This window comes from uncultured Roseobacter sp. (assembly GCF_947493125.1).
Classification (GTDB): Bacteria; Pseudomonadota; Alphaproteobacteria; order Rhodobacterales; family Rhodobacteraceae; genus Roseobacter.
The window spans coordinates 39303-63023 of sequence record NZ_CANLQB010000015.1 but is presented as its reverse complement, the minus strand read 5'-3'; the positions used below and the strand labels follow the sequence as shown (position 1 = coordinate 63023).

Genomic DNA, 23721 nt, shown 5'->3' with positions numbered 1-23721 from the left:
TCGCTGCGGTGTTTTCATAGCACGGCACCGTCATGACCCAAAACGCCCTCCTCGCCCTTGATACGATCCCTTCACTGGCAGAGATTGCTCGACAGATTGCAGATACGCAGCACCGGATCGAACATTATCTTGAGCTGACCAGAAGGCGCGATGCGGTTGAAAGGATCGTAAACGCCTTTGAACTGCGCGACGAAACTTGCCCTATCGAAGTTCGCGGACCTCTGAACGGATTGCCCATTTCCATAAAGGACCAAATCGCTGTCGCAGGTTGGCCCCGTTCATTCGGGCTAGAACGCTGCACTAAGAAAGTCGACGACAGGAGCGCCTCACTCGTTACCCGCCTGCAAGCGCTTGGGGCCGTGGTGACGGGCAAAACAGCCCTCCCCCCACATGCGATGGACTTTCAAACAGCCAATGTTCGACGTGGGCCAACCCGCAATCCACATGACCCGGCGTTCACGACCGGTGGAAGTACGGGTGGTGGCGCAGCCGCGGTCGCAAGCGGGATGAGCCTACTTGATGTGGGCGCAGACCTGAGTGGCTCACTCCGAATACCAGCTGCATGGTGTGGTGTCGCATCTTACACCCCAACAGAAGGGCTTTGGCCCAATGATGGCCTTCTGCCTGGCAAAAACTGCTTAGATCATTTTGCGCGGTTTGGGCTGACGGCACGTTCGGTTGCCGATCTGAACACGGTTTGGCGTTTGCTTGAACCCAGTGCTGGACCTGAACCAAAGCGAGCAACTCAGCCCACCGTCGGTGTTTGGTCTCCTGCGGATCAATCGCCAGTTGACGAAGACACTCTTATTGCTTGGCGCGAAGTTGAGACCCGCCTGAACGCCGGAGGCTTTCAAACCGAGACAGATTCGATGGGGCAACTTTTTGATGCCGACGTCTACAGAGTTGGCGGTGAGATGATTGGATACGAGACGGGCGCACTGATCCCTTGGCTGATCCGTTGGATGATGAGACGTGACAAACGCGCGGCAGATCAGTCTAAGGGTTTCATCAGGCATATTCATAAAGGCTACCGACGCAGTACGGATCGCCATATGGAATGTCTCGAATTTCTTGCCAACCATCGTACCTCTGCGGAGGCCAGCTTTGAGCGTCTCGATGCGTTGCTCTTGCCCGTGACGGCAATCTGTGCGTTCCGACACATTCTTCCAGTGCGTGACCAAGGCGGCGTGCGTTCATACGACACCGTTTTTGAAACAGGTGCCGGGCCGCTAGGTTATTTTGATGCGCTTACGCAATTTACACTGCCGATAACCGTCTTGGGTTGGCCGGTTGTCATTTTGCGCTTGGGCCAAGACGGCAACGGTTTGCCAATCGGAGCGCAATTGGTTGGCAAGCCCGGCGCTGATGTGCAGCTGCTGTCCTTGGCGGCGCAGTTGGAAGCAGTATTGTTCCAGCCGGTCGTCCCAAGCGAGTAGCCGCTTATTCATTGAACATGCAGCGATGATCTGGTCTAGGCTCGGCGGCACCGTCGGAGCGATCGCAGTGTTTTGGTGTTGGCGCCGACGCTGGCAGGTGACGTTCATACACTACTGTCTATGAGCAAGAACCCGAAAGGTAATAACCTGAGCGCGTACAGCCACCATTATTCCGTTGGCCCGGTCTATCCGTTGAATTCTTAGTCGCTTGGCGGCCCCTCAGCTAGTCTCAAGCCGGTACTTGAAAAACCTCGCCCCATCGTATGTGACCTCGCCTACGTACCTCGCTCCCAGCCTTGGGAGTGCGCGCAAGTTCTTGCGCGATGGCGGCAATAGAAATGTGACATAAGGGATGCGGTCGTCAGCTATGGCGAATTCGATAGCGTCCCGCGCAATGCGAAGCCCCAGGCCAAACGCATCAGGTTTCAAAACGAGGCCAAGGTCCCATTCATCGCCTTCCTTCTGGAAGCCGCCCCATCCGATGTAGCGACCGTCGAGAAGAAACGCCCAGTGCCCTAGACCGTCGCGCTCCCAGCATTGCTCCTTACCGGCAATGAATTTCCTCGCAACTTCAGTGTCCCAAGTCATGGGCAAGAGGGGCATATGTTCCGCCACACGTGGATCTGACATATGGGCGGCGATCTCGGCTGGCGCGACTTCGCTCAACCGGGCAAATGTAATGTCTCCTTTCAAGCTTTGTTCCTTTCGCGGGGCGGACTGTCACTTGAGTGCTCTCTCCAGACTGTCTTGACTATGCAAACGAGAGCATTGGCTAAAGTCCGGCCAAATCTTCCTTCAGAGTTTTCAGCAGCAACGGTGCCGTCTCATGAACCCATTCTGGTTCATTGTTCCGGACAACCAGCCAGAATTTCGCACCTTCCTCCCAGAACGTGGCATCAATCAAACCGGGCTCTTTCTTGTGCCTCTTGAAATGCCAGTGGACCGAGTTGGGGTATTTGACGCGCGAATAGCCTCCAATGTGAGAGATGTACAATCCTGTCGCCTTCGCCGCGCGCTCGACAACGCCCATCATTGTTTCCTTGGTCAGCTCATCACCGATGCTGATCTCGAGATCATATGATTTCTTTTGTTTCGCCATGAAGGAGCCCATTGGTTATGTGCGTCAGCCACTGGACGCACTTGGTTTTGGATAGATGAGAGTGGCTTGGCTATTCCGAAGCGATGGCGCGATGAAAGGCCAACACGGGTAAGCACTAGACCTCACCGGCTATCCTGACGGCCTCGAACTCCGCGACGCCTTCATTCTGACCACTCGTGAAACAAGCCACTGTGACGGGGTCTCTTCTGTCCGGGAAATGATAGACAGCGTTTACGCTGAACGGGCCCCCTCCCGAATGTCCGATCGCGCGCCCGACGTCGCCGACCGCACCAGACATCAGACCAAGCGCATAGCCACACTCAGTCCATGGTCGCCCAGGAATTGCGCCGCCGATGACATGGCGCGCGCGCATGTCGCCCAGTGTTTGCTCACGGACGAGCTGACCTCGGAAGAGTGCGTGCAGAAGCTGCGCTGCATCCGAAACAGAACCAATCAGACAGCCGTGAAAGACCCAACGCGGATCATAGCCGTCAGCTTCATCCCAGATCAGCGAAGCCGTTTGTTCGGGCGTTTCCCAATGGTTCACGCTCTGCAATCCCAAAGGTTGGCAAATGAGGTCCGAGATCACCCTGCCAATTGGCATACCGGTGGATTCTTCGATCAGTTCGCGAACGAGCCCGTAGCCAATGTTGGAGTACGACCAACCGTGGTCAGGATCGAAGAGCATGCCTCGGGCCATAGCCGCCTCCAGGAATCTCTGGCGAGACCACGGCTCTTTCTTTTCTGCAACGGCCGCTCGATATGATTGCAGCGATTCATAATCCGGCAAACCTGACGTGTGTTGCAGAAGATGGTGCAGAGTGAATGGCTGCCCCGGTACGACAGCGTCCAACCTCAGGTAACCGGCCTCGACAAGCTTAAGTGCGCAGATTGAGATCACTGTCTTTGTGAAGCTCCAATAAGGGACCAACGCACCGGCAGGACCATTCCCGTCCTCGCGCCCATCGGAGGATATCCAATGATGGTATATTGTCTGTGAGCTCATCGCTTGAGGAACGAACTTCATTTTGAGCAGGTCAACACAACTTTGCCGACCAGACCACCGGCCTCGAGCATCGCGTGTGCTCTGGATGCCTCGGACATGGGCACCTCTGCTGCAATTGCGGGCTTTAGCTGACCTGCTGCGGCCTTCTCCAGCAAGCCGGTCAGCGTATCTCTATACCAGCCGAGGTTCTTCGCCGGAAAGCTCAACATGCTCGGCGACATGGGCACACTCACACCATTTGGCCAAAGCGCCACTGCACCTGCGGTCAACAGACTGAGCGGGATGATGGCGACACCGGATTTGTAGATTGATGCCATGCCTAGCATGACCAACCGTCCTCCACGTTGGAGGCATCGGCTGGAGCGCCAGAGCTGGCGAGGACCACCTACGACATCAATAACGACATCCACCCCATCGTCGGTCAGATCGCGAATGCGGTGGACAAAGTTCTCCGTCCGGTAGTTGATCGGGACTGCGCCGTTGTCGGCAATGAAGTCGGTTGAATTCCCGCTTCCTGTTCCAAACATCTCGAACCCGGCTAAACCGCCCAGCTGGAGTAGTGCAGAGCCAAGACCACCCGCTGCACCGTGGATCAAGAGCCGCTCACCGGATCGAACTTTGGCCGTCTTGTCCAGCACGAGCGATGCGGTGAGGTAGTTTGTGATGATCGCGGCCGCGGTGACAGGCTCAACGCCGTCGGGTACTGGAACCAACGTGTTACCCGGACGGACGATCACCTCCGCGTAACCCCCACCCTGTCCAAAGGTCCATCCAGCAACCCTTTGGCCAATGCTGAATTTGGTGACTTCTGGCCCGACGGCATCCACGATGCCAACGAAGTCTTCGCCGGGCGTATAGGGTGTCTTTGTAAATCCGAAGAACCAATGGCCCCGGATCATCAAATCAAAACCAGAGACGCCTGCGGCCTCGACACGCACGCGGACTTCCCCAGCACCCGGTGAGCGGACCTGAACTGGCTCCCAAGACAAAACCTCGGGACCGCCACGTCTATGCACAACGACTTGATGGGAAGGCACTTGGTTCATGACAAAGCGCCTTCATGCGAGATGTGGGTAAGTTTGGAGTCTTCGCGGCTGGGATAGCGCGCACTGCTGCGCCTCAAGCCCTCAAAGAAGCCAGTGATCCGCTTGGCGTTCTTTCCGGCATCGACAAGGCCTTCGCGCGACTTGGACCGCATGTCGACGCACGTTATCCCGTCCTGTTCAGTCACCCGGATGACGACGTCATCGACAAAGCCCAGGAAGGGCGTCACAGCCTCTGCCTCGACGGTTCTTGCCGTAGCGTCCGCATTGTGTACATGCCACCCGCGCTGGCGTCTTGCATCTTCAACTACAATGTCAAAGACACGGTCGGCAGGCTCGTTTGATTTCAAAGACTGAAGATGCGGATAAGCTTTCCGAACCTTGGCATTAAAGCTCTCAGGATAGGTCATATCGCGCCCCGAGTTCTCGGGTAGGCCAGGCGCAGCGGTGAACTCGGGCGGATTTTGAATGTCCGTCGTCACGTCATTGATGGCCGGGTAGCTGAGGTCTCTGACGACCATGGCGAGAACGGCGGCAAAAGGAGCAAGTGACACTGCGAGCAAATACCAAGGCGGCATCTGGTTGATTGCAAAAAGCACTGCGACGGCGCCGGGACCACTTAGAGCTCCGATCATGCAGATGCCCCAGGGACGCATCGCAGGACGCATCCGTGCCAGGCCCAGGGCGAGGCCTGATACAATGATTAGATAAGGCAAAAAGACAGCGAAATGCATTGGGGAAACCTCTCTTCGAATTTTTGGGGATTGAAAGTGTGTGTGAGCGTTCGCTCGGGCGGCTAGGGCGACAAGCTCTCCGCAATGAGATCGAACACGAGGCGGATTCGCTTGCTGGATTGCAACTCGCGATGTGCGACCAGCCACGTCGAGATTGTGAATGGTTCAATTTCGGCCAGCACTGACTGAAATTCGGGAAACTTCCCCGCGATCCGGTCCGTCATGACTGCAACACCATGCCCTTGGCGCGCAATCTCCCACTCGACGATTTGAGACTGCGACGCGTAAAGGAAGTTCTGTTTTGTCAGTGACAGGCCAAGTGAAGTCAGGTGGGCGAGCATGCCGTCGATATCGCCAAAACTGACGAACTGATGATGCGATAGATCGTCGTCACGCTTGGGTTGCCCGAAGTTTTCTGTGTACTTGGCGGTCGCATAAAACCTCGCGGTGTCCTCACAAACAAGTTTGGCGAAGAGATCCGGCTGCTCCGGTCGAGCGTGTCGCAAGGCGATGTCGGCCTCTCGCAAGAGCAGATCGCTGAGTTTGTTTTCGGCAAGGATTTCTAGCTCGAGTTTGGGTGCAATGTCTTTGAGACGATCCAGAACAGGCGGCAGAAGGTAAGCGGCCGTCATATCTGCAGCTGAAACCCGCACAAGCCCGTCGATGTCCTCTGCCTGATTGGAAGCCGCAAGCGACACCATATTCGCTCCTCCCGCCATCGTCCGTACATGTTCAAGAAGGGTCAGCCCTACCGGTGTCAGCGATACGGAGCGCCCCGTCCGCTCGAACAGGACAACTTTGAGCTCCTTCTCAAGAGTTGCGATTTGCCGGGTGATCGTTGGCTGAGTGACACCCAGAACGTCAGCGGCAGCGGACAGGGAACGTTCTTCCGCGGCGGCAAGGAAGGCCCGGGCTTGGTTCCAGTCGAAAGATATCGAATTCCAGTTCATGACGTCGGTTATACATTCGCGGAGATCCTACAAAAACCAACGTCTTTTCGCAGTTTGGTACTGAAAAACGTATAGGTTTGGGTCTGGCATAAAAAGTTGCAGCCCTTCGTGGAGCAGACCCGGCCCCTGTGCCCTCGCACAAACTGGCGATGTGAAACTGGCGCGAGCGACAGGAAGAAGATCACCTGCCCCGAAGAGCCAGCGGTAAAGGCTCAGTTTGGTCAGGATGACAGGCTTACGTTGAACTTGTTTCCGTCGAGGTCCCGGAAGCAACCGCCATAGAAATTTTGTCCGCGCTTACCAGGAGCCCCTTTGTCGGTCGCACCATGTTCAATCGCAATTGCATGGACATTATCGACTTGGTCCCTGTCACTTGTAGCAAGCGCAATCATTGTGCCGTTCCCATTCGAGGCAGGCTGTCCGTCAAAGGGGTATGTGACAACGATCATCGGCTTACCTGTCCCAAAACCATACCCGATCATGTTCTCAAGGGTGTATACTCGGGTGCCGTTGAGCGCGCCAAACAAGGCATCGAAAAAAAACTGCCGACGCAGCAAGATCTTTTTTATGCCCAGCTTTGCATCCACTAGTTTGGGATCTCTGCAGGCTTGGAGCAAACGCAGCTAGAAGTTCTTTCGCCAAAAGTCACCTAGGACCGCCCTGTCTCGACCTTGGACGCGATCCCACATTTCTTGATGTGTAGCCCACAATGTAAAAATTCACTTTTTAAGGCAGATCGAAACCGACCAAACCGTTCATAAGGGCTTAATGGTCACCAATAGGACGATCAGCGCCAAGGACGCCGCTCCAATCGGCAGAAACCACCGGCCACTCGGCTCAGCTCCTCCTGGGCATTCCCATATCGCCCGACGCAGCTTGCCAACCAACGCACCGTGCAAGCCTGAAAGCACAAGAACCAACAGAATCTTTATGCTGAGCCAGACTGAGCCAAACCAGCTCCCCTGGACACCTAGCACGATGCCGAATGAGAGGGCGAGGATCATGGCTGGTGTTGTCACAATTCGGTCGTAGGCCTTCATCGGCTTCAGAAATCCGTCCACCGGGTACCGGAGGGCAAGCGCTACGGCGGTCATGCCACCAATCCAAACAAAGAGCGTAACGAGATGCGCCGCCTTTATGATTTCGTAGAGCATCTTACTCCTCCTCAGACTGACGATTTAGCCACCGTTCGTTGATGAAACCTGCTCCTGGAATGAAGGCCCCTACGACAAGTCGGGTGGTCCCGTAGGCATCGATGATACCTTCGGCCCGCGACCGGATGACGAACCAAACGAAACTCATGAAAGCAAGGCCGTGCATCGGGCCCATGATCGAGGTCGCCACGGGCAAATCCGCCAAGTATTTCAGAGGCACAGCAACGCCAACCAACAGTATGAGTGTCGTTGATTCCAACAGAAGAACGCTTCTCAGAATCGTCATTGGCGCTCGCCTTCATTCTCGGCGCGCTCGATCTTTTGACCAAAGTGGACCAGCCAGATTACGAGGGCTGAGCCAATGCCCAGGAGGGCAAAGCCTGTCACCAAGGGGTAAACTGTGCCGTTGATTTGCGCGCTGATAACTGCTGACAATGGCAGAGAAATCAGCAGCGAAATCGAGCCCACGAATGCTGAGGCCGAGCCCGCGATATGCCCAAGCGGTTCAAGCGCAAGCGCCTGAAGGTTTCCGTAAATCAGGCCCAGGCAGAAGAACACTGCCAACAACCATCCCATGAATTGCCACAGCGGCGGCACGCCACCCTGCCCCGCGATCACAGCCAAAAAGGCAAGCGAGACCCCAACGATTGCCAGCATCGCAAATTTCGTCAGCGCAACCATGTCAAATCGGGACACCAGCCAAGAGTTCAACAGTGCGGCGGCCCCAAGCGATGCTGCGGAAAGCGCAAAGTAGAAGGCAAAAAGGTCACCGGTCTCAAAAACACCCAAAAAGATGGCCTGCGCGGTGCTCAGGTACGAGACGAATGCACCGGTGATCAGCCCCAAAGCCACGGTGTATCCGAACGCCTGCCGCGACCGGAGGATCTGGGAAACGATCGACAGGATTGCCCAGCCTCCAAGGGAGATACGGTCTTCTTGCTGTAAGGTTTCCGGCTGCCGCACAGTGAACCAAAAAACAACCAGGATGGAGAGAACTGCCAAGGCAACATGCGTTGCGCGCCAACCACCGAGATAGATCAAACCCTGTCCCAAGGCCGGTGCGATGATCGGAACCAGGATAAAGACTGCCATGGTGATCGACAAAATGCGCGCCATCGCGGTACCGTCGTGCTCATCGCGAACGATGGCCATCGACACGACGCGTGGTGCAGCGGCCCCCAGCCCCTGCAGGAAACGGGCCGCGATAATTGCGATCCAGCTTTGTGCGAAAATCGACAAAGCGCAGCCAAAGACGAATACGGCGTATCCAACTTGCACAACCGGTTTTCGCCCAAAGCGGTCCGATAACGGGCCTACGAACAATTGACCCAAAGCCATGCCAAGGAAAAAGCCCGACACCGCGTATTGGATATCCACCGGTTCAGGCAGGTGAAATTCATCCGAAATCAAGTTAAGACCGGGCAACAGAATATCAGTTCCCAGGGCCGAGATTGCGCTGAGCGACGAGATCAGCAACAGATATTCTGTCTTAACGCACTGGCCTATTCGCGGCGACGCGTGGTTGTCAGTTCGCCCGGTTTTTGGCTGGTGTCACTGGGGAGTGGAAAGAATGCGGGGATACCAGAAGTTTCTGATCTAAAGTCTCGCTGTTTCTACAGGAGGGATGGAGATGAAATTTAGGATCAAGTTGGAGACGGAATTTGGTTGGGGCGAGACGCGATCACATGAGATTTGTATGCTGGAACGCCGCACGATAGATGCGTCGAGCGAAGACCTTGGGCTGTGTCTGGCCGATGCAAAATCACTGCTGAAGGAAATTCAGCGTGCGCTGCTTCAGGATCAGGTCGAAGAGATCAGCGAAATCGAGCGCGTCTGTCGTTTTTGCGGAACATATCTAACGGTTCACGATCGCCGCCAACGCCACATTGACACGCTCTTCGGTCGGGTAACCGTCGAGGTACCGCGGGTTCGAATGTGCATGTGCGGGCTCCCTGGATTTCCTACGCTGAAAGTCGCGCGTTCTCCTTTGACCCGTCTCTTGCCGGACCATGCCACGCCAGAGCTTCGGCGATTGCAGGCGGAATTGGGAGCGCGCCATAGCTTTCGGGAAGCTGCGCGGCTTCTTAATGAACTCACACCTTGCGCCAGGCAGAACCACGTGACGATCCGCAATCGACTAGCAACCATCGCTGAGGACCTTGCCGGCAGCGAACTTTCTGTGACCACAGAAGCCGACCAGCGCTCAAATCCTTCCGATGTTACAGTGTTTCTGGATAGCGCCTACGTTCGATCAAGACCGGAATATCAACGCCGAAACGTTGAGATTATCGTTGGTTCCATCGAGAGTGAGCGGCGCGAGAAACGCAGATTTGGTTTGAGCGTGATCGGTGCGAACAATCCACGCGCGTATCTGCGAAAAAATCTGGAAACTGCTGGATGGCGTGATGGCACTGCTGTTACCGTCCTGTCCGATGGTGACCCTGCATTGCCGCGGTTGGTGAGGGATGCCACAGGTGCGGATGTCAGGCACATCCTGGACTGGTGGCATATTTCAATACGCATCCGACATGTGGAAACGACATTCCAAACTCTGTTTTCTTTGCTGGACGACCCAGTGCGTCTCGAGGTCGAGACACTGGTGCAAAATTTGCGCTGGCGCATATGGCATGGCCAAACAGCGCGGGCGCTTGATGCCATTGAGGTGCTCTTCAGATTTGGCATGCGCGTGCGGCGTCAAACTGTTGGTAGAACGAACGACGCAGCGTTTTCGGCAGTTGCACGAACAATGGAGCTGCAGACCTATCTGGAATACAATCGTGCGGCGCTCGTCGACTATGATCTACGACGTCGAAGCGGAAAGGCGGTTTCTACATCGCGAGCAGAAGGTCTAGTGAATGACATAGCCAACGCTCGCATGGGCAAAAAGCGCCGGATGCGTTGGTCCCCGAAAGGCGCGCATCGAGTGGCAACAGTCAGAGCCGCGGTCTTGGATGGGAGGCTTGGCAAAGGACAGCTTCGCGCGGCTTGATTCCCACATTCTTTCCACTCCCCAGTCCAGAAATTAAGGATACAATCCAGGAAATAACAGCACAACCAGTAACTGATTTTGCTCAGTTCTTTGAGGTAAGCGTCCGGGAATTAACAGCACCATGACATCTTCTTTTTGCCCACAGAAATCGATGGCATTTACGAGCGCTACCTCGGCGTAGTGTCTTTCGTGCCCATTCTGACCCTCACACACCTCTTCTACAACGCTCTCAGCCGCGAAAAGCAAGCTGATGTTCACCGACATTTCCGCTCTCGACGTCCTACTTCGTGGCACATTGCTTGCCTTTATCGGCCTTTCGTGGGTGGTGATCTGCGTGCGTGTTATCGGTCTGCGTGCATTTTCCAAAATGACTTCATTCGACTTTGTCACCACCGTTGCCATTGGTTCACTTCTTGCGGGATGTGTACAGGCAACGACTTGGAGCGCAATGGCGCAAGCTTTGATCGCCATCACAGCTCTTCTCAGCATCCAGTACGCAGTATCTCGCACTCGCGCCAAACGTGATGATTTCGAGGGCATTATCGACAACACACCTACCCTACTGATGCGCGACGGTGAGTTTCTGGAAGCCGCACTCACACGCACCAGAACTTCTCGCAGTGACGTCATCGCCAAGCTTCGCGAGGCAAACGTTCTGCATGTCAGCGAAGTTCGCGCCGTCGTGCTCGAAGCCACCGGAGATATTTCTGTGCTGCACGGTGAGAGCTTGGACGATGTGCTCCTTTACGGAGTAAAAACCGTCGCGTGAAGTTTAGCGTGCGGGCGATCACATCGTAGCTAGCGGGCGATCCGAAAGCTAACATTTGCGCTGTCGATGAAAGGTCCTATTTGTCCAGCGTTACTGTAGTTGTGCTGTCAGAAATGGCTGACTGTTCTCTGAATGCAAAAGGCGAAACCATCGCGTCCCCGCCGATCTTTCGGCGAAACCTTGTCCCAGATTAGTGCTTGTCCTGACATCTCCGCTCGCCGCACCGGTAAACTGCAAACACCGCCATCGTCCTCACCAAGAAACGATGGAACACTCGACCTGATTAACACCGATCAGGCGGCGTGCAGTTTAACCCACGCCAGAAGCTGAGACCTGCGGGAGCAAGACAGCTACTGCGGCTCGATACTCTGGCATTTCAAAGGAATACCCGATGACAGACTCAAACCATCAACTCTTTCGCTCGTCGGCCAGAACCTTTCTAGCCAGTGCCGCCACCGCGCTTGTTTTGGCCGCCCCAGCCGATGCCGATGGCCACACCGCGGCGTTTTCCGACATGCAATTCGATGCCGAAGTGAACTTGAATGCCTCCGAGTTAATCGGAGCCCGTGTCTATGTATCCGAAATGGACCTGAGCGATGGCATGCTGCCGCCGGAGAACGAGCGGGAGTGGGACGACATCGGTGAAATTCACGAGATCGTCCTGACCCGGGAAGGCGACGTGGGCTCTGTGATTGTCGACGTCGGCGGCTTCCTGGGCATTGGTGAGCGCGAAGTGGCAATTGACATGTCGCAGCTTCAATTTGTCTCAGACGGCGAAGACGCGGATGAGTATTTCATCGTGGTGAACGCGAGCGTAGCTGGTGTCGAAGACGCTCCCGAATACCGGGGCGCCGACATGGAAACGGAGGCTGATGCGGACATGCGTGACGTCGACGAGCGTATGCGGCTGACCGCCCCTGCGGTGACACGTGACGGTTACGAGCCCGCTGAGATCGAGCAATTGAACACCGAGATGCTGACAGGTGCGCGCGTCTATAGCGCGGCAGATGAAGACATCGGCGAAGTCGGCGAGCTGCTTCTGACAGATGACGGGATGATTGACCGTGCGGTTATCGATGTGGGCGGCTTTCTGGGGCTTGGCGAACACCACGTTGCCGTGACCATGGAAGAACTGACAATCCTGCAAAGTGATGGCGATTTGCGCGTCTATATCGATGCGACGCAAGAAGCGCTGGAAGCGCAGCCCGAATACGAAGGCTGACGCTCAAGTCCATCGAGTACGATGGACGTTAGATATGTGCTGTCGCTGGTACTCCGGCGGCAGCATTCTCAATTCCAACTCCGTGTTTGCCCACCCATTGGTAAGACCAACGACGGCACCGCAAGCTGGACAAATTCAGGGCCCCGATCGGGCGATCAGAGAAGGATGTAACACAATGACTGGAATAGGATGGATCGGCTCACTGATCATCGGCGCGCTTGCGGGCTGGATCGCTGAGAAGATCATGAAAACTGATCAGAGCCTGCTGATGAATATCGTGCTGGGCATCGTCGGCGCGCTGGTATTGAACTGGCTGCTAATCGCAATCATCGGCACGACCTTGGGCGGCTGGATTGGTCAGTTGGTCGTCGCTGCGGCCGGCGCATGCTTGCTGATCTTTGTAGCACGGATGATCCGCAGCAAAACATGACTCATTGTCAGCTGGCAGGCGAAACCGCTGGCTGACTAAGCTTTCTCAGGCTCGGTTTCGGTGTCTCCATCAAGGTCCCCAAGAAACCGTGCGAGGGTCTGCAAGGATTTCGTTTCGTCACAGGCGATCTTGAGAACGATCAAGATCGGCAAGGCCACGATCATTCCGATGATCGACCAGATCCAAGCAAAAAAAGCGACAAACAGAAACACAACAGGCGTGTTCAAGCGCATCCTTCGCGAAATCACCAGCGGCGTGATGAACTGCCCTTCGATCGATGTCAGCACGATATAGGTGGCGAACACGCCTGCAGCCGCCCAGGTGCCATCAAGGCTCACGAAGGCAACAGCGGCGGCGATAGTGGCCCCCATGAGGCCGCCTAGGAAGGGGACGAAGTTCAGTCCGAACGCCATAAACCCAAAGATGATCGCGCTCGGCAGCCCCCAAAGCTGCATGGCGATGGCGACGGCCACGCCCAACCCCGCGTTGATGATCGTGATACCACCGAGATAGTAACCCAGACGATCCTCGATCGAATGCACGACCTCAACGGCGCGCCGTTTGTCGGCGAAGCGCTCAAAGCTTTGCACTGCCTTGGTCAGGAACATGTCGCCCGAGGCGATCAGGAAAAACAGCAGGATAAGCGCAAAAAGGATCCGGCTTAGGAAACCAGGCGCCATGCTGAACAGCGTGGCCGCAATACCGGTATTCGAAACGACTTCGACTGCCACCGTTTCTGCATCTTGATCCTCGATGATTTCCTCTGCTGCAACCGTCGCGTCATTGATGGCCTCAAGGGTTCCTCCTGCCGAGGCCAGCTTGTCCTTGATCTCTTCCATCAGGGACGGAAGGTCTTCGATGAATTGCGCCGCCGGTGCGCTGAGCTGGACAAGCAGCAGGACAATCAGCGCCGTCAAAATACCGGTGAATACGCCGGCCGACGCGACAGGCGGGATCCCAATCCGCGCCAACAGCCTGCGGGGTCTGTTCAGCACGAAATATCCCAGGCAGGCCGCCGTCACCGGGATCAAAAAATCGCTGGCCCAGACAAGCGCCTGCAGCAGCAGGATGCTGAAGATACCGATAACAGCGATTTCCACACGATTTGAACGCTTGTCCGTCGCAGGTTGACTTTGCTCGGGATCAGTCTGCATTGCTTGCGCGTTCACTTTGAGCGATGAATACAGTCGCCGCCATGGGGAAGTGGTCCGAACCGAAGTTCTCCAATCGGCGGAACGAGACCAGCCCTACGTTTTTCGTCATGAACATCTGATCAATCGGCAAACGCATAAACGGATAATCCGCATGAAAACTCGAGATCATGCCGCGCCCGACCCGGGGTTCGAGAAGATCACCGTAATCTCTGAACCTTTTGGTGGTCCAGGACCAGGCAACGTCATTGAAGTCACCCATCACGACAGTCGGTCGTTCGGATGACTGGGTCATCAGGGCAGCATCCTTAATCTGCTTGTCGCGCACTTCGGTTGTGTTGCCCGGCACAGGAGGCCGCGGATGCAGACCGATGAAGTTGAAGTCGACTCCGCTGGGGGACGTGAGCACCGCACGAACGGCAGGGGTGTCATCGTCTGCAGGCCACAGCAATTCAACGTGTGACGTTGGAAGCCGCGTGCCAAAGATCATCCCGTAGTGATCGTCGGCAATATGTTTTTCGACAGTCGCATACCGGCTAAGAACTTCGGTCAGGGCAACATTCCAGGTTTCGTCAGTTTCCATGAGCAGCAAGACGTCAGGATCTTCGCGCTGGAGGATCGCAATGAGATCTTGGTATCGCTCGTTTTCCATCAGGACATTCACCGATAGCAAGGTGATTTCCTTGTCCGGGGCCTGTCCAGACGAGAGGTCGATCTCCGTCTGCGCCAGCGGCGTGTAGGGAAAGATTTGCAATCCTTGATAGATTACGACAGCGACGAGGACTGTTGACATCAGCGGCTTCAGGGAAACTGTGAAAGGCAGACTGACGGCGAGGGTCAACAGCGCTACCCCCGCGATGTGCACGCGTGGAAAGTCCCACATGCGGACCCACCACGTGACGCTGTTGGTCAATGGCAAGAGCGTGGTGATGACAACGGATAGGGCCAGAGCCCACAATACCCAGTTCAGCATGACGGTGACTGTACCATCATGAGTTCGCTGCGTCGCCTAATCTATCAGCCTTCACAGCGTCACGGGATCCCATGGGTTCATCCAGGCCTTTTGTCGTGTCCGTGCGTGTCTGCGCTTCCATCTCAGCATTTAATTCGGCACCGAGCAGAATGATGAAGGCGGAAATCCAGAACCACATCAGCAGAACGATCACACCGGCCAGCGTGCCAAAGCTCTCGTTGTAAGAGCCAAAATTACCAACGTAGAACGCAAAGCCCGCCGAAGCGATGACCCAAATGAGGCAGGCGACGATAGCACCGGGCGAAGCCCATTTCCATTCGGGTTCGTCACGAGACGGGGCATAGCGGTAGAGGACGGAAAGGCCAAATACAGTCAGCAGGAACAGTCCGACCCAGAGGCCAGCGGTCATCAGGAATTCGAATACGGCACCGAAGTCGAGGACGGCAAGAACAGCAGGCATTCCAAGAGTGGCCAAGAGCGCCACCAATAGTCCGATCATGAGAAATAACGTCAGAGCAAAAGTGACCAGCTTCAGCCGGATAAATCCGCGTTCCTCCTCCTCGTCATAGGCAACGTTGATGCCTTCAATCAGGCTCGCCATCCCTTTCGAGGCAGAATAGAGCGCGATCAGCACACCAAAGATCGCGGCGAGGCCCAGCCCACCTTCGCGCGACCCGGCGACCTCAGTGGCCTGAGCGGTTACGATAGAAATCACCTCCTCCGGCATGAGGCCTGACAGGCTTTCCAGCTGATCAACGATTTGGCTTGGCTCGACGAGAAGGCCGCTGATTGCCATGACGGCCGTGATGGCGGGAAAGAGCGCCAGCAATCCGTAGAACGCAACACCGGCAGCAATCAGACCCACTCGGTCGGCGGCGATTTCGTCCTTCACACGAAAGGCGATGTCCTTCCAGCCAAGCGCCGGAAGCTCTGTGGGGGTCTCGGCGGCGCGTCCGCGTGACATGGGAGAACCTCGGAGTTGGAAAACGGAAAAGTGGGAAAGGGCCGAATGGCCCTCTCCCTATGCGTTCAGGCCTTGGGCTTGCCCAAGTCCTTGTCTTGCGCCTCTGACTTCGCCTTGTCAGCAACTCGATCCGCTGCGTTTTTGGCCTTGTCGCCGATCGCCTCAACGGCAGATTTGTCACCCGGCGCACCACTGTCGAGATCGGCTTTCGTCTCGGATGCGATGTCTTTGACTTCTTCCTTTACGGTGTCCGCCACCGACAGCGCTTTCGCCTTTTCTTCCTCGAAGATGCGTTCGGCCTGATCAAACAGGTCGTCGCTTTGCGCGCCCATCAGATCGTCTTCGGTTTTGGTGCGCGGCAGCGCGCCGCCCAAGGCCGCGCCAACTGCGAGGGCGAGCGCCCCCACGACTAACGGCTGCTGGTCGTAGAAATCAGCAGCCGCATCGGTCCCCTGAGACATCGACCGCGCGGCAGATCGGCGCATCTCGACGGCTTTCTGCCGTGCAGCGATGACACGCTTCCGACCTTCTTCAGTCAGAGCTTCGGTGCCTTCGGCGATACGGCCTCCGGCGCTGGACAGGCTTTGCTTTGCTGACTGCGCTGCATCACCAACTGCAGACTTCGCTGAGGACGCTGCATCGCCCATAGAGGCACCTGCGCTTCCCAGTCCATCTTTCGCTGATTGTGTAGCGCTCGCCGCTTTGTCCTTCGCAGCCCGAGCACCGCTCGACATACGTTCACCTATCGAGGAACTGCTGTCATCATCGTCACGGGCCCAGGATGGTTGTGCGGCGGAAGGGCCTGTATCGTAGGTGGTCGGTGGTGTGTATGGCAGACCGCGATCCTCACGGCTGCGGCGAAACTCACGTTCTGTCGCACTGTAGCGGTCGTCGTCATAGTCGTCGGAAATGTGACGACGCTGCTGCGGTTGCTGTGAGTTGCCGAACATCAGCCACGCCAGACCAATGCCGGTCAGCGCCAACGGGATCGGGTTGGCCTTGACTTGATTGGAGATAGAGCGGCCCATGTCGCCACCATGTTCACGAAACTGATCACCAATCTGGCGCACAACGGTATCGATAGAAAACTTGTCCTGAAGGTCCTCCAGATTGGAGGTCAGGTCCGACCGCTGCTCTTCGATTTCGCGTTCGATCTCTTTGGGGCTGCGTGTATCACTTGTCATCGTAGGCTTCCTTCACGGCTGCGGCATCGCGCTGGACGTTTTTCACGGTCCGCGTCGGTGCAAGGCTTGAGAGTTTCAGATCGTTGACGCCCTTGTTGATCAAGACAAAGGCGATGATGCCGAGCGCGGCACCGACGATCAGCGCAGACCATCCCGCATCAAGGCCAGCCTCGGTCAAAGCGGCGACCAGAGCGGCGGCCAGAACATTCAAGGCAACCAATGCGATTATTGCGGCACCCGCGATCAAGCCAACGGCAACTGCTGCTTTGGTGGCGTTTTCGCTGATTTCTGCGCGCGCGAGATCGACCTCGTTGCGCACGAGACCGCTGACATTGGCCATTACGTCCGTCAGGAGACCCCCGGCGCTTTTGTTGGTGTTGTCATCGCTCATGAGAAATCTCCATGTCGCTCGGTTCCGGGTGTGTGAAGCGTCGTCTGCCGACCTTGATCATTGGATGCTTTGGCAAACCGTGTGGCTGCAAAACCGATCAGGGCCGCGCCGCCAAGAAAGACAAGCGGGTTCTTGCGGGCAAACGCGCTGACATCTTGTACCATCTCGCTCAAATCCTTGTTGCGCATGGCCTCGGATGCATCCGCCAGCCCTTCGGCAATTTGGCCGAATGTGCGCTCCTGGGGTGAGCCGCTGCGCATTTCTTCGGCAGCCGTGCGCAGGGCGGATGCGACGCCGGACATTTCGTCGGCCACAGATGACTTCGCGCTGTCGGCCTGGTCTTTCGCAGCTGTGGCCGCATTTTGTGCGACATCACGCGCAGCTGTCTTCGTCTGCTCAGTCACATCGCTAGCCGTGTTTTTGGCCTGCGTAGCGGCAGACTTCGATGGTTTCGGATCGGGTGTATTTTGGGTCGTCATGTCTTTCTCCAATTCAGGGTCAGAACAAGAAACTGATGACGGCGAGAACGACGACAATCAGTCCGATGAGATAAAAAACATTGTGCATTAGGGGCTCCTCTGTCTGGGAATGATCAAAAGCACTCCCGTCTAGAACAGCTTAAGTAATTCTTTGGTTCCCCGAGGGTCGCAGACGCTAATCTGGTTTAGCATTTGCCCAATCGGAAGCTGTGCAGAGCACATCGTGTCTGTTGTGAGGTTCAGTTACAGCTAGCGTAGAGGCTCATCTCGAAAGGACGCCACATGAGCATCGATACGCTGGAAGACCTCTATCTTGAGCAACTCAAGGACATCTACAGCGCCAACAAACAAGCCCTCGACGTCACAAAGGAAATGGCGAAGGCAGCAACCGACACCGATCTATCAGATGCCTTGCGCGCGGGTGCCGATGGCATCCAGGACGGCATTTCTGCGATCGAAAAGATTTCGGAAGGTCACGACGAGAGTCCGAGCGGTGAACACTGCAAAGGTATGGAAGGTCTGGTCAAGGAAGCCCGCGCACATGCCATCGAAGAGACCTTCGGCGAAGACGCGACCAAGGACGCGATGATCATCACGCAATACCAGCGGCTGACACATTACGCGATCGCGGGCTATGGCTGCCTTGCGGCATTCGCAGACCGGTTGGAGCTGGACAATGACCTGACCGCACTCAATACCTGTCTTGATGCGTCCTACGAGGGCGACCGCACAATGACGGCGCTGGCCACAGGCGGCATCAACAGCGACGCCGTGGCCTGAGCTAAGCGTCAGATCGATCTGGCGAGGTCCGCTGCACCCGTGGTTTCTGCCCCAATTGCGGGTGGAAACCATGACGTGTCCATATCCACGAAGGCATTGACGAACTCGCAATCCTTCTCCCATTCATCCCGCTTGAGCAAGCGGACATAGGGTCGTTCGATTTCGATGTCGCCGCTATCAACAAAACGGCGCAGAAGCTTGTTGACGTAGATCGACGTGAGACCAACAGCCTGCCCAATTTCGACCTGGCTGAAAGGGACCTGAAACCGGTTGCCGAGGCCAATGTTTGCAACCTCGAGACGAGACCGAAGCTGCAATAGCCAGAACTTCAATTTGCCTGCCGCATCCATTGATCCCAGGCTGCTGGCGTGATGGCGTAGCGCTATCTGGTCGAGGCTGCCAACAGCCGTCAACAGCGCACCCAAGCGTGGGTACTCAGTATAAAGTGGGGAGAGACCGCCGCGCGGAAACGGACAGATAACACCATCCGTCTGCATCATAATGCGGTGGTTGGCGTGCGACGAGCCGATCTCGGCCAGCCCCATGACTTCGCCTGGCAGATAGACACGCAAGATCTGACTTCGCCCATCCGAACTGTCCGCCTTGACCACGGCCCAACCGGTCTTGAGGACCATAATGCCCTCTGTCCGGTCCCCGACACTGACAACCGGCCGGCCTTTTTTTCGAGGATGCTCATCCTTTTCCATGTTCGCAATGAACTCACACTCGTGGTCCGTGAGAGACACGAAACGGGACAAACGACTGATGAGGCAACTCTCATATTCTTCTGACATATGAGAAGTTAACACAGATTAAGACACGCCGCCTCGCCTAATATGCGGCAACCTGCGATACGGTGCGGAACACCGCCAAACCTTTTAAGAAAAGAGCACCCATGGATCTTATCCGCATCATCCTTTCCGTAATCATACCGCCGCTTGGCGTGTTCTTGCAGGTGGGCCTCGGTAAACACTTCTGGCTCAATATCCTGCTGACCTTGCTCGGCTACATTCCCGGTTTGGTGCACGCGGTCTATATCGTCGCGCGCAAGTGAGTAAGGTGGCGTCGAGCGAGATTGAGAAGCTTGATCACCTGTCGACGCTGCTCGACAGCCGGTTTCGTATTCCGGGCACGCCCATTCGGTTCGGGTGGGACGCGCTTCTGGGGCTGATCCCTGGTGCGGGAGATCTCGCATCGCTCGGGCCCTCGGCCTACCTCATCTACAAAGGCTACCGGCTTGGAGCGAGAAAACGAACGATCCTGCGCATGACAGCGAACACAGGGCTCGACTTCGTCGTCGGTGCGGTGCCGATCCTTGGCGATGTTTTTGACCTCGCGTTCAAAGCAAACAACCGCAACTTTGCGCTGCTGCGCAAGGAGCTGTCAGATGCTTCGGCTAAGACGAAAGACTTTTCATGATTGTCGATATCGATGTACGGCTCGCCTACAATATAAGCCAACCGATCGATCTGATCCTCCAGGTCCGCGCACCGAGTTTTGCGGACCAGAATGTCCTTGCCGAGACTTTTGACGTTGGCTCGCCGGAGCAGCTTGCAGAAACAGCGGCCGAAGCAGGTCTTGGAAGCCGGACTTTGCTTCGAACCTCGGAGAACTTCGCATGTGCCTATGCCACAAAGGTGGAGATCAACCGGCCTTCGCTGGAGATCGCGGCTTTGGATAAGGTTCCCCCTCACCTGCTGCCCGGCGATATCGTGCGCTACCTGATGCCGTCCCGGTATTGCCCCTCCGATGAACTCCAAAGCTTTGTTGCAGGGGAGTTTGGTCACTTGGACGCGGGCAAGCGGGTGGCTGCTATGCGCGATTGGATATTCGAGCGCTTTGCCTATGTACCCGGCTCCAGCAACGCGCAGACGACTGCCATCGATACGTTCGTCCAACGACAAGGCGTCTGCCGGGACTTTGCCCATGTCCTGATCACACTCGCCCGTGCCTCTGCCATTCCAGCCCGGTTCGCCAGCGTCTATGCGCCACATGTCACGCCGCAGGATTTTCATGCGGTCGCGGAAGTCTATCTCGACGGCACCTGGCATCTGATCGACGCCACTGGCATGGCGGAGGCATCCCAGATCGTCCGGATTGGAGTCGGTATGGATGCCGCCGAGGTAGCATTCCTATCAAGCTTCGGTCCGATTTCCCTCATCGAGAAATCGGTCAACGTGTCGATTTCCGAAGCATAGGATTTGCTATGCGGCCTCGGATCTCGAGGCCAAGGTGTCAGGAAGATACGCACTTATCTCTTGGCCACGACCTGCCGCATAGTCCATTGCGAGGCGCGACCAATCGATCATCGCGGCTTGGGACCAGTCGTCTCTGCTTTCAATTCCGATTGGCATGCTGACAGTCGCGTCGCTGACGCTTGTATGTGAGTAGTCTGCGGTGTGCCGCCCTTCCTGAAATCCGTCGATGGTCTGGTGCCATCGCTTTCCGTTCATCGACAGCAAAAGCGATCGCAACGTCGGATCATACTCCGCCGTAAACAGTGTTCCGAAGCCCTGGCTATACCTCACCTGCCGCAATGGCTCTTTATCAAAGTGATGGCCAAGATCACGTGGGCCGGCTTGCAAGCCCTTCAGATGAGCCAGCCGCTCTACGGTTCGCGTAAAACCGGGCCGTTCGGCGGCCCTGCCCTTGCTTTGGTGGTTGGTCGCAATGGCCTGCGGCATGATCGTAGCGCCGCCTCCAGGAGCGAGTTCAACGCTTGCCGTGCGGCCTGCGGCATCTGCAAGGACCACATTGTAAGCCATGTGCGATGGTATGCGCTTCAATGCAGCCAGTGCTGCATCAACTGTCTCACAGGTCTCCAGCACATAGCGCAGGATCGTTGTGATGCCGAACCCCGTGCCCGTCTCGGATCTGCCGCCGTAGGCCAGCGCAACGCTGAGCCCTGCATCGTTGATGCCATCCGACAGGCCCCAGAGAAATTCAACCATGCCCATGACCGGGCGACCCGTCCATTCTGTGCGGAGCAACAGCCCTTCGTTCAACTCGGGCGAGAGGTCGTAGTTGCGCACCAGCCGAACGTCATGCCGGTCCGCGACGGCTGCGAGGGAACACCCACCCAAATAGGACGGCGGGCACCATGTGGAGAGGAACCGCGCGGCTCGGTCGGAGCCACCCGCAATATCGACAAGCTTGTCGTAAGTCGGGATCAACTCAGGCATGTGGTGCTTCAGCGCGGCTCGACAGTCGGCGCGGGACGGACCGGCATCGCCGCCGCGTGCGACAAACCATGCCTCATAGGCAGGCCAGGACCGTGCCCAACGGGCGGCCCATTTCGGGCCAGGCGTAGCCTCGGTCACCGCATCAAACGTCAGTTTCATATTGGTCATCTCAAATGTCCTTGTTTGTTCTATCGAAAAAAAAGCGGATCATCTCCGCGCTGGCATCCGGTCCTTTTGGATCGGTGTAGGACCCGCCTGGCTGACCACCTGACCACGCATGGCCCTGCCCCTCGACCGTCCAATGTTCGACCAACGCTGTGCCGTCCTCGTCGCTTGATATATCTCTTGTGTAGGTCCGACCTGCTGCATCACCTGTGATCGATGCCTCGACGCTCTGGCCAGGACCCGCACTGCGTGCACGCCGCGCGATGTTGTCACCGTTCGAAGGATGGACGGTATGGTCGGCTGACCCGTGAAACAGAATAGTACGCACGCGCTGATCAGCTTGCACGGGATCGGGTGCCTCAAGTGCATTGCCCGCCATTGCGGCAAAAGCGGAAGGCACGTCCTTGGCAGATCCTGCCGGAAGGCCGGAATGCGCGCCGACTGCAGCAAAGATATCCGGATAGGTCTCCCCAAGGATAGCCGCCATGGCGGCACCTGCCGAAAGACCTGCAACGAACGTGTCGTCGCGAGTGACACCGTAATCGGCACAGATCTTCTGCGCCAAACCAGCCAGGATCGCAGGTTCCCCCCTGCCCCGGCGTTGATCACCGCGGCTGAACCAGTTCCAGCAGGATTGCGCGTTATCGCCCCGTGATTGCGCAGGGTAGATCACCACAAACCCGTGACGGTCGGCCAGGGCGTTCATACCCGTTCCAGTGGCGAAGTCTTCCGGTGTTTGGGTGCAGCCATGCAGCATCATAACCACACCAGTCGCCTCCTCGGACGCGGAGGCGGGAACATAGAGGCGATAGCGGCGGCTGCCGGATGCGCATGCGAAGATATCGTCTGTAAGAATCGCACCGACTGGAACGCTTGGCTCAGGCGAGGCAGAATGTATGAGTTGTCCGGACAACTTCGCCAACATGCTGTTGATCGAAGGCGGGTTTACTCCCCCTGTTTGTGCGCCCTGTTCTAACGGCGATACGAGGCCATGCTGCGCAAGTGTACGTTGTACAAGATCATTGGCTGCCGACGCCCAAGCGGTATCGGCCGCCGGGCGCGTCGCGCCGACGTCGAAGAGTTTCATAATGTTTCCTTTGTTATATGTGTGACGACCTACTTGATGCGGTCGCCAAGTGCCTTTTTGATGTCTGCGCTGGCCTGCAAGGCGCCCAGCACGGTGATGGATCCGATGGTTTGAAGCGCTAGTTCCGGCGTCACATCAGGATCGATCCGCGCCAACCCCACGACTTTGACGTGCAGCATCTCGCCCGCATCCCGCAAAGCCTCAAGATCAGATACGGTATAGTCTCGTAGCCCCAGCTCCATCGTATGCCGCTCTAGCGAATTGCTGACGACTTCGCCGTGGCTCTCTAGCTGATTGCGGATCGCGGTGCGGATCAGGTCGCTCCGATTGGAGTAAAACCCCTCCTGTACCAACAGGTCGATCCGACCGAGGTCGACGAAACCTAAGTTGATCGTGATTTTTTCGTTCTCTGGCTGCTTATCGTGCAGCTGTGTCACGTTACTCATATCGATTCTCCATCTGTATGGATGGTATATGGATGTCCTATAGAGTTTTGCAAGAGCAACAGGGCCGATACAGTGTATAAATTGTGC

General features: G+C 56.5%; 29 protein-coding genes. 9 read left to right on the top strand and 20 right to left on the bottom strand.

Annotation, left to right across the window (positions count from 1 at the left end; genetic code table 11):
- Positions 1-32 precede the first annotated feature (32 nt).
- Positions 33-1436 (top strand): amidase, encoded by a 1404-nt coding sequence (locus Q1A71_RS22530; protein ID WP_299682242.1) that lies wholly within the window; start codon positions 33-35, stop codon positions 1434-1436.
- A 219-nt stretch (positions 1437-1655) separates the two neighbouring features.
- Here the strand turns inward: Q1A71_RS22530 and Q1A71_RS22525 are convergent, their stop codons facing one another.
- The 10 genes from Q1A71_RS22525 to Q1A71_RS22480 all read right to left on the bottom strand — a co-directional run bounded on the left by Q1A71_RS22525 (position 1656) and on the right by Q1A71_RS22480 (position 8928).
- On the bottom strand, positions 1656-2129 hold the full coding sequence (locus tag Q1A71_RS22525; protein ID WP_299682239.1) for a GNAT family N-acetyltransferase: 474 nt from the start codon (positions 2127-2129) through the stop codon (positions 1656-1658).
- A gap of 79 nt (positions 2130-2208) precedes the next feature.
- The gene (locus Q1A71_RS22520; protein ID WP_299682236.1) at positions 2209-2535 is read right to left on the bottom strand and encodes a hypothetical protein; all 327 of its coding nucleotides are present in this window, start codon (positions 2533-2535) and stop codon (positions 2209-2211) included.
- Between the two features lie 115 nt (positions 2536-2650).
- A complete protein-coding gene (locus Q1A71_RS22515) occupies positions 2651-3541 on the bottom strand; it encodes a serine hydrolase domain-containing protein (RefSeq protein ID WP_299682282.1) in 891 nt (296 codons plus the stop codon).
- A gap of 17 nt (positions 3542-3558) precedes the next feature.
- Positions 3559-4479 (bottom strand): zinc-binding dehydrogenase, encoded by a 921-nt coding sequence (locus Q1A71_RS22510; RefSeq protein WP_299682233.1) that lies wholly within the window; start codon positions 4477-4479, stop codon positions 3559-3561.
- A 104-nt stretch (positions 4480-4583) separates the two neighbouring features.
- Positions 4584-5318, bottom strand: coding sequence for a DUF1499 domain-containing protein (locus Q1A71_RS22505; protein ID WP_299682230.1), 735 nt, complete (start codon positions 5316-5318; stop codon positions 4584-4586).
- A gap of 62 nt (positions 5319-5380) precedes the next feature.
- On the bottom strand, positions 5381-6268 hold the full coding sequence (locus Q1A71_RS22500; protein WP_299682227.1) for a LysR family transcriptional regulator: 888 nt from the start codon (positions 6266-6268) through the stop codon (positions 5381-5383).
- Positions 6269-6489: 221 nt separating this feature from the next.
- Positions 6490-6855 carry a VOC family protein gene (locus Q1A71_RS22495; protein ID WP_299682224.1) on the bottom strand — a complete coding sequence of 122 codons (366 nt, stop codon included), beginning with the start codon at positions 6853-6855 and terminating at the stop codon, positions 6490-6492.
- Between the two features lie 168 nt (positions 6856-7023).
- Positions 7024-7422 (bottom strand): CopD family protein, encoded by a 399-nt coding sequence (locus Q1A71_RS22490; RefSeq protein ID WP_299682221.1) that lies wholly within the window; start codon positions 7420-7422, stop codon positions 7024-7026.
- A 1-nt stretch (position 7423) separates the two neighbouring features.
- Positions 7424-7708, bottom strand: a complete 285-nt coding sequence (locus Q1A71_RS22485) for a DUF3817 domain-containing protein (protein ID WP_299682218.1) — start codon at positions 7706-7708, stop codon at positions 7424-7426.
- Positions 7705-8928: a multidrug effflux MFS transporter gene (locus Q1A71_RS22480; protein ID WP_366140335.1), complete on the bottom strand. Its 1224-nt coding sequence runs from the start codon at positions 8926-8928 to the stop codon at positions 7705-7707. The genes Q1A71_RS22485 and Q1A71_RS22480 overlap by 4 nt, the downstream gene beginning before the upstream one ends.
- A 124-nt stretch (positions 8929-9052) precedes the next feature.
- On the opposite strand from Q1A71_RS22480, the gene Q1A71_RS22475 reads away from it, so the two are divergent.
- From Q1A71_RS22475 to Q1A71_RS22460, 4 genes are all read left to right on the top strand, one after another.
- Positions 9053-10411, top strand: coding sequence for an ISKra4 family transposase (locus Q1A71_RS22475; protein ID WP_299682212.1), 1359 nt, complete (start codon positions 9053-9055; stop codon positions 10409-10411).
- 250 nt (positions 10412-10661) lie between these two features.
- On the top strand, positions 10662-11180 hold the full coding sequence (locus tag Q1A71_RS22470) for a YetF domain-containing protein (RefSeq protein ID WP_299682209.1): 519 nt from the start codon (positions 10662-10664) through the stop codon (positions 11178-11180).
- Between the two features lie 391 nt (positions 11181-11571).
- Positions 11572-12402: a PRC-barrel domain-containing protein gene (locus Q1A71_RS22465; RefSeq protein WP_299682206.1), complete on the top strand. Its 831-nt coding sequence runs from the start codon at positions 11572-11574 to the stop codon at positions 12400-12402.
- A gap of 175 nt (positions 12403-12577) precedes the next feature.
- Positions 12578-12832 (top strand): GlsB/YeaQ/YmgE family stress response membrane protein, encoded by a 255-nt coding sequence (locus Q1A71_RS22460; protein ID WP_299682203.1) that lies wholly within the window; start codon positions 12578-12580, stop codon positions 12830-12832.
- Positions 12833-12867: 35 nt separating this feature from the next.
- Here Q1A71_RS22460 and Q1A71_RS22455 read toward each other — a convergent pair whose 3' ends face one another.
- The 6 genes from Q1A71_RS22455 to Q1A71_RS22430 all read right to left on the bottom strand — a co-directional run bounded on the left by Q1A71_RS22455 (position 12868) and on the right by Q1A71_RS22430 (position 17986).
- On the bottom strand, positions 12868-13932 hold the full coding sequence (locus Q1A71_RS22455) for an AI-2E family transporter (RefSeq protein WP_299682200.1): 1065 nt from the start codon (positions 13930-13932) through the stop codon (positions 12868-12870).
- 43 nt (positions 13933-13975) lie between these two features.
- A complete protein-coding gene (locus Q1A71_RS22450; RefSeq protein WP_299682197.1) occupies positions 13976-14956 on the bottom strand; it encodes an endonuclease/exonuclease/phosphatase family protein in 981 nt (326 codons plus the stop codon).
- A 16-nt stretch (positions 14957-14972) separates the two neighbouring features.
- Positions 14973-15848 (bottom strand): YihY/virulence factor BrkB family protein, encoded by an 876-nt coding sequence (locus tag Q1A71_RS22445; RefSeq protein WP_366140332.1) that lies wholly within the window; start codon positions 15846-15848, stop codon positions 14973-14975.
- Positions 15849-15985: 137 nt separating this feature from the next.
- Entirely contained in the window at positions 15986-17104 is a 1119-nt protein-coding gene (locus Q1A71_RS22440) for a DUF3618 domain-containing protein (protein WP_299682191.1), read from the bottom strand.
- Entirely contained in the window at positions 17094-17495 is a 402-nt protein-coding gene (locus Q1A71_RS22435) for a phage holin family protein (RefSeq protein ID WP_299682188.1), read from the bottom strand. Before Q1A71_RS22435 ends, Q1A71_RS22440 begins: the two co-directional genes overlap by 11 nt.
- Positions 17492-17986 (bottom strand): hypothetical protein, encoded by a 495-nt coding sequence (locus tag Q1A71_RS22430; RefSeq protein ID WP_299682184.1) that lies wholly within the window; start codon positions 17984-17986, stop codon positions 17492-17494. The genes Q1A71_RS22435 and Q1A71_RS22430 overlap by 4 nt, the downstream gene beginning before the upstream one ends.
- Positions 17987-18256: 270 nt before the next feature.
- On the opposite strand from Q1A71_RS22430, the gene Q1A71_RS22425 reads away from it, so the two are divergent.
- Positions 18257-18754, top strand: a complete 498-nt coding sequence (locus Q1A71_RS22425) for a ferritin-like domain-containing protein (RefSeq protein ID WP_299682181.1) — start codon at positions 18257-18259, stop codon at positions 18752-18754.
- An 8-nt stretch (positions 18755-18762) separates the two neighbouring features.
- Here the strand turns inward: Q1A71_RS22425 and Q1A71_RS22420 are convergent, their stop codons facing one another.
- Entirely contained in the window at positions 18763-19461 is a 699-nt protein-coding gene (locus tag Q1A71_RS22420) for a Crp/Fnr family transcriptional regulator (protein WP_299682178.1), read from the bottom strand.
- Between the two features lie 188 nt (positions 19462-19649).
- Between Q1A71_RS22420 and Q1A71_RS22415 the strand changes: the two genes are divergently transcribed.
- From Q1A71_RS22415 to Q1A71_RS22405, 3 genes are read left to right on the top strand one after another with little or no spacing between them, the layout of a single operon-like run.
- The gene (locus tag Q1A71_RS22415; RefSeq protein WP_219505193.1) at positions 19650-19808 is read left to right on the top strand and encodes a YqaE/Pmp3 family membrane protein; all 159 of its coding nucleotides are present in this window, start codon (positions 19650-19652) and stop codon (positions 19806-19808) included.
- Positions 19809-19813: 5 nt separating this feature from the next.
- Complete coding sequence (locus Q1A71_RS22410) at positions 19814-20173, top strand: DUF4112 domain-containing protein (RefSeq protein ID WP_299682174.1); 360 nt, start codon at positions 19814-19816, stop codon at positions 20171-20173.
- A complete protein-coding gene (locus Q1A71_RS22405) occupies positions 20170-20952 on the top strand; it encodes a transglutaminase family protein (protein ID WP_299682171.1) in 783 nt (260 codons plus the stop codon). The genes Q1A71_RS22410 and Q1A71_RS22405 overlap by 4 nt, the downstream gene beginning before the upstream one ends.
- Positions 20953-20958: 6 nt before the next feature.
- Here Q1A71_RS22405 and Q1A71_RS22400 read toward each other — a convergent pair whose 3' ends face one another.
- Genes Q1A71_RS22400 through Q1A71_RS22390 form a run of 3 tightly spaced genes read right to left on the bottom strand, consistent with a single transcriptional unit; the run spans position 20959 to position 23634 of the window.
- Positions 20959-22104: a C45 family peptidase gene (locus Q1A71_RS22400; RefSeq protein ID WP_299682168.1), complete on the bottom strand. Its 1146-nt coding sequence runs from the start codon at positions 22102-22104 to the stop codon at positions 20959-20961.
- Position 22105: 1 nt separating this feature from the next.
- On the bottom strand, positions 22106-23188 hold the full coding sequence (locus Q1A71_RS22395; RefSeq protein ID WP_299682166.1) for a PHB depolymerase family esterase: 1083 nt from the start codon (positions 23186-23188) through the stop codon (positions 22106-22108).
- A gap of 29 nt (positions 23189-23217) precedes the next feature.
- The gene (locus Q1A71_RS22390) at positions 23218-23634 is read right to left on the bottom strand and encodes a CopG family transcriptional regulator (protein WP_299682164.1); all 417 of its coding nucleotides are present in this window, start codon (positions 23632-23634) and stop codon (positions 23218-23220) included.
- Between the last annotated feature and the right edge of the window lie 87 nt (positions 23635-23721).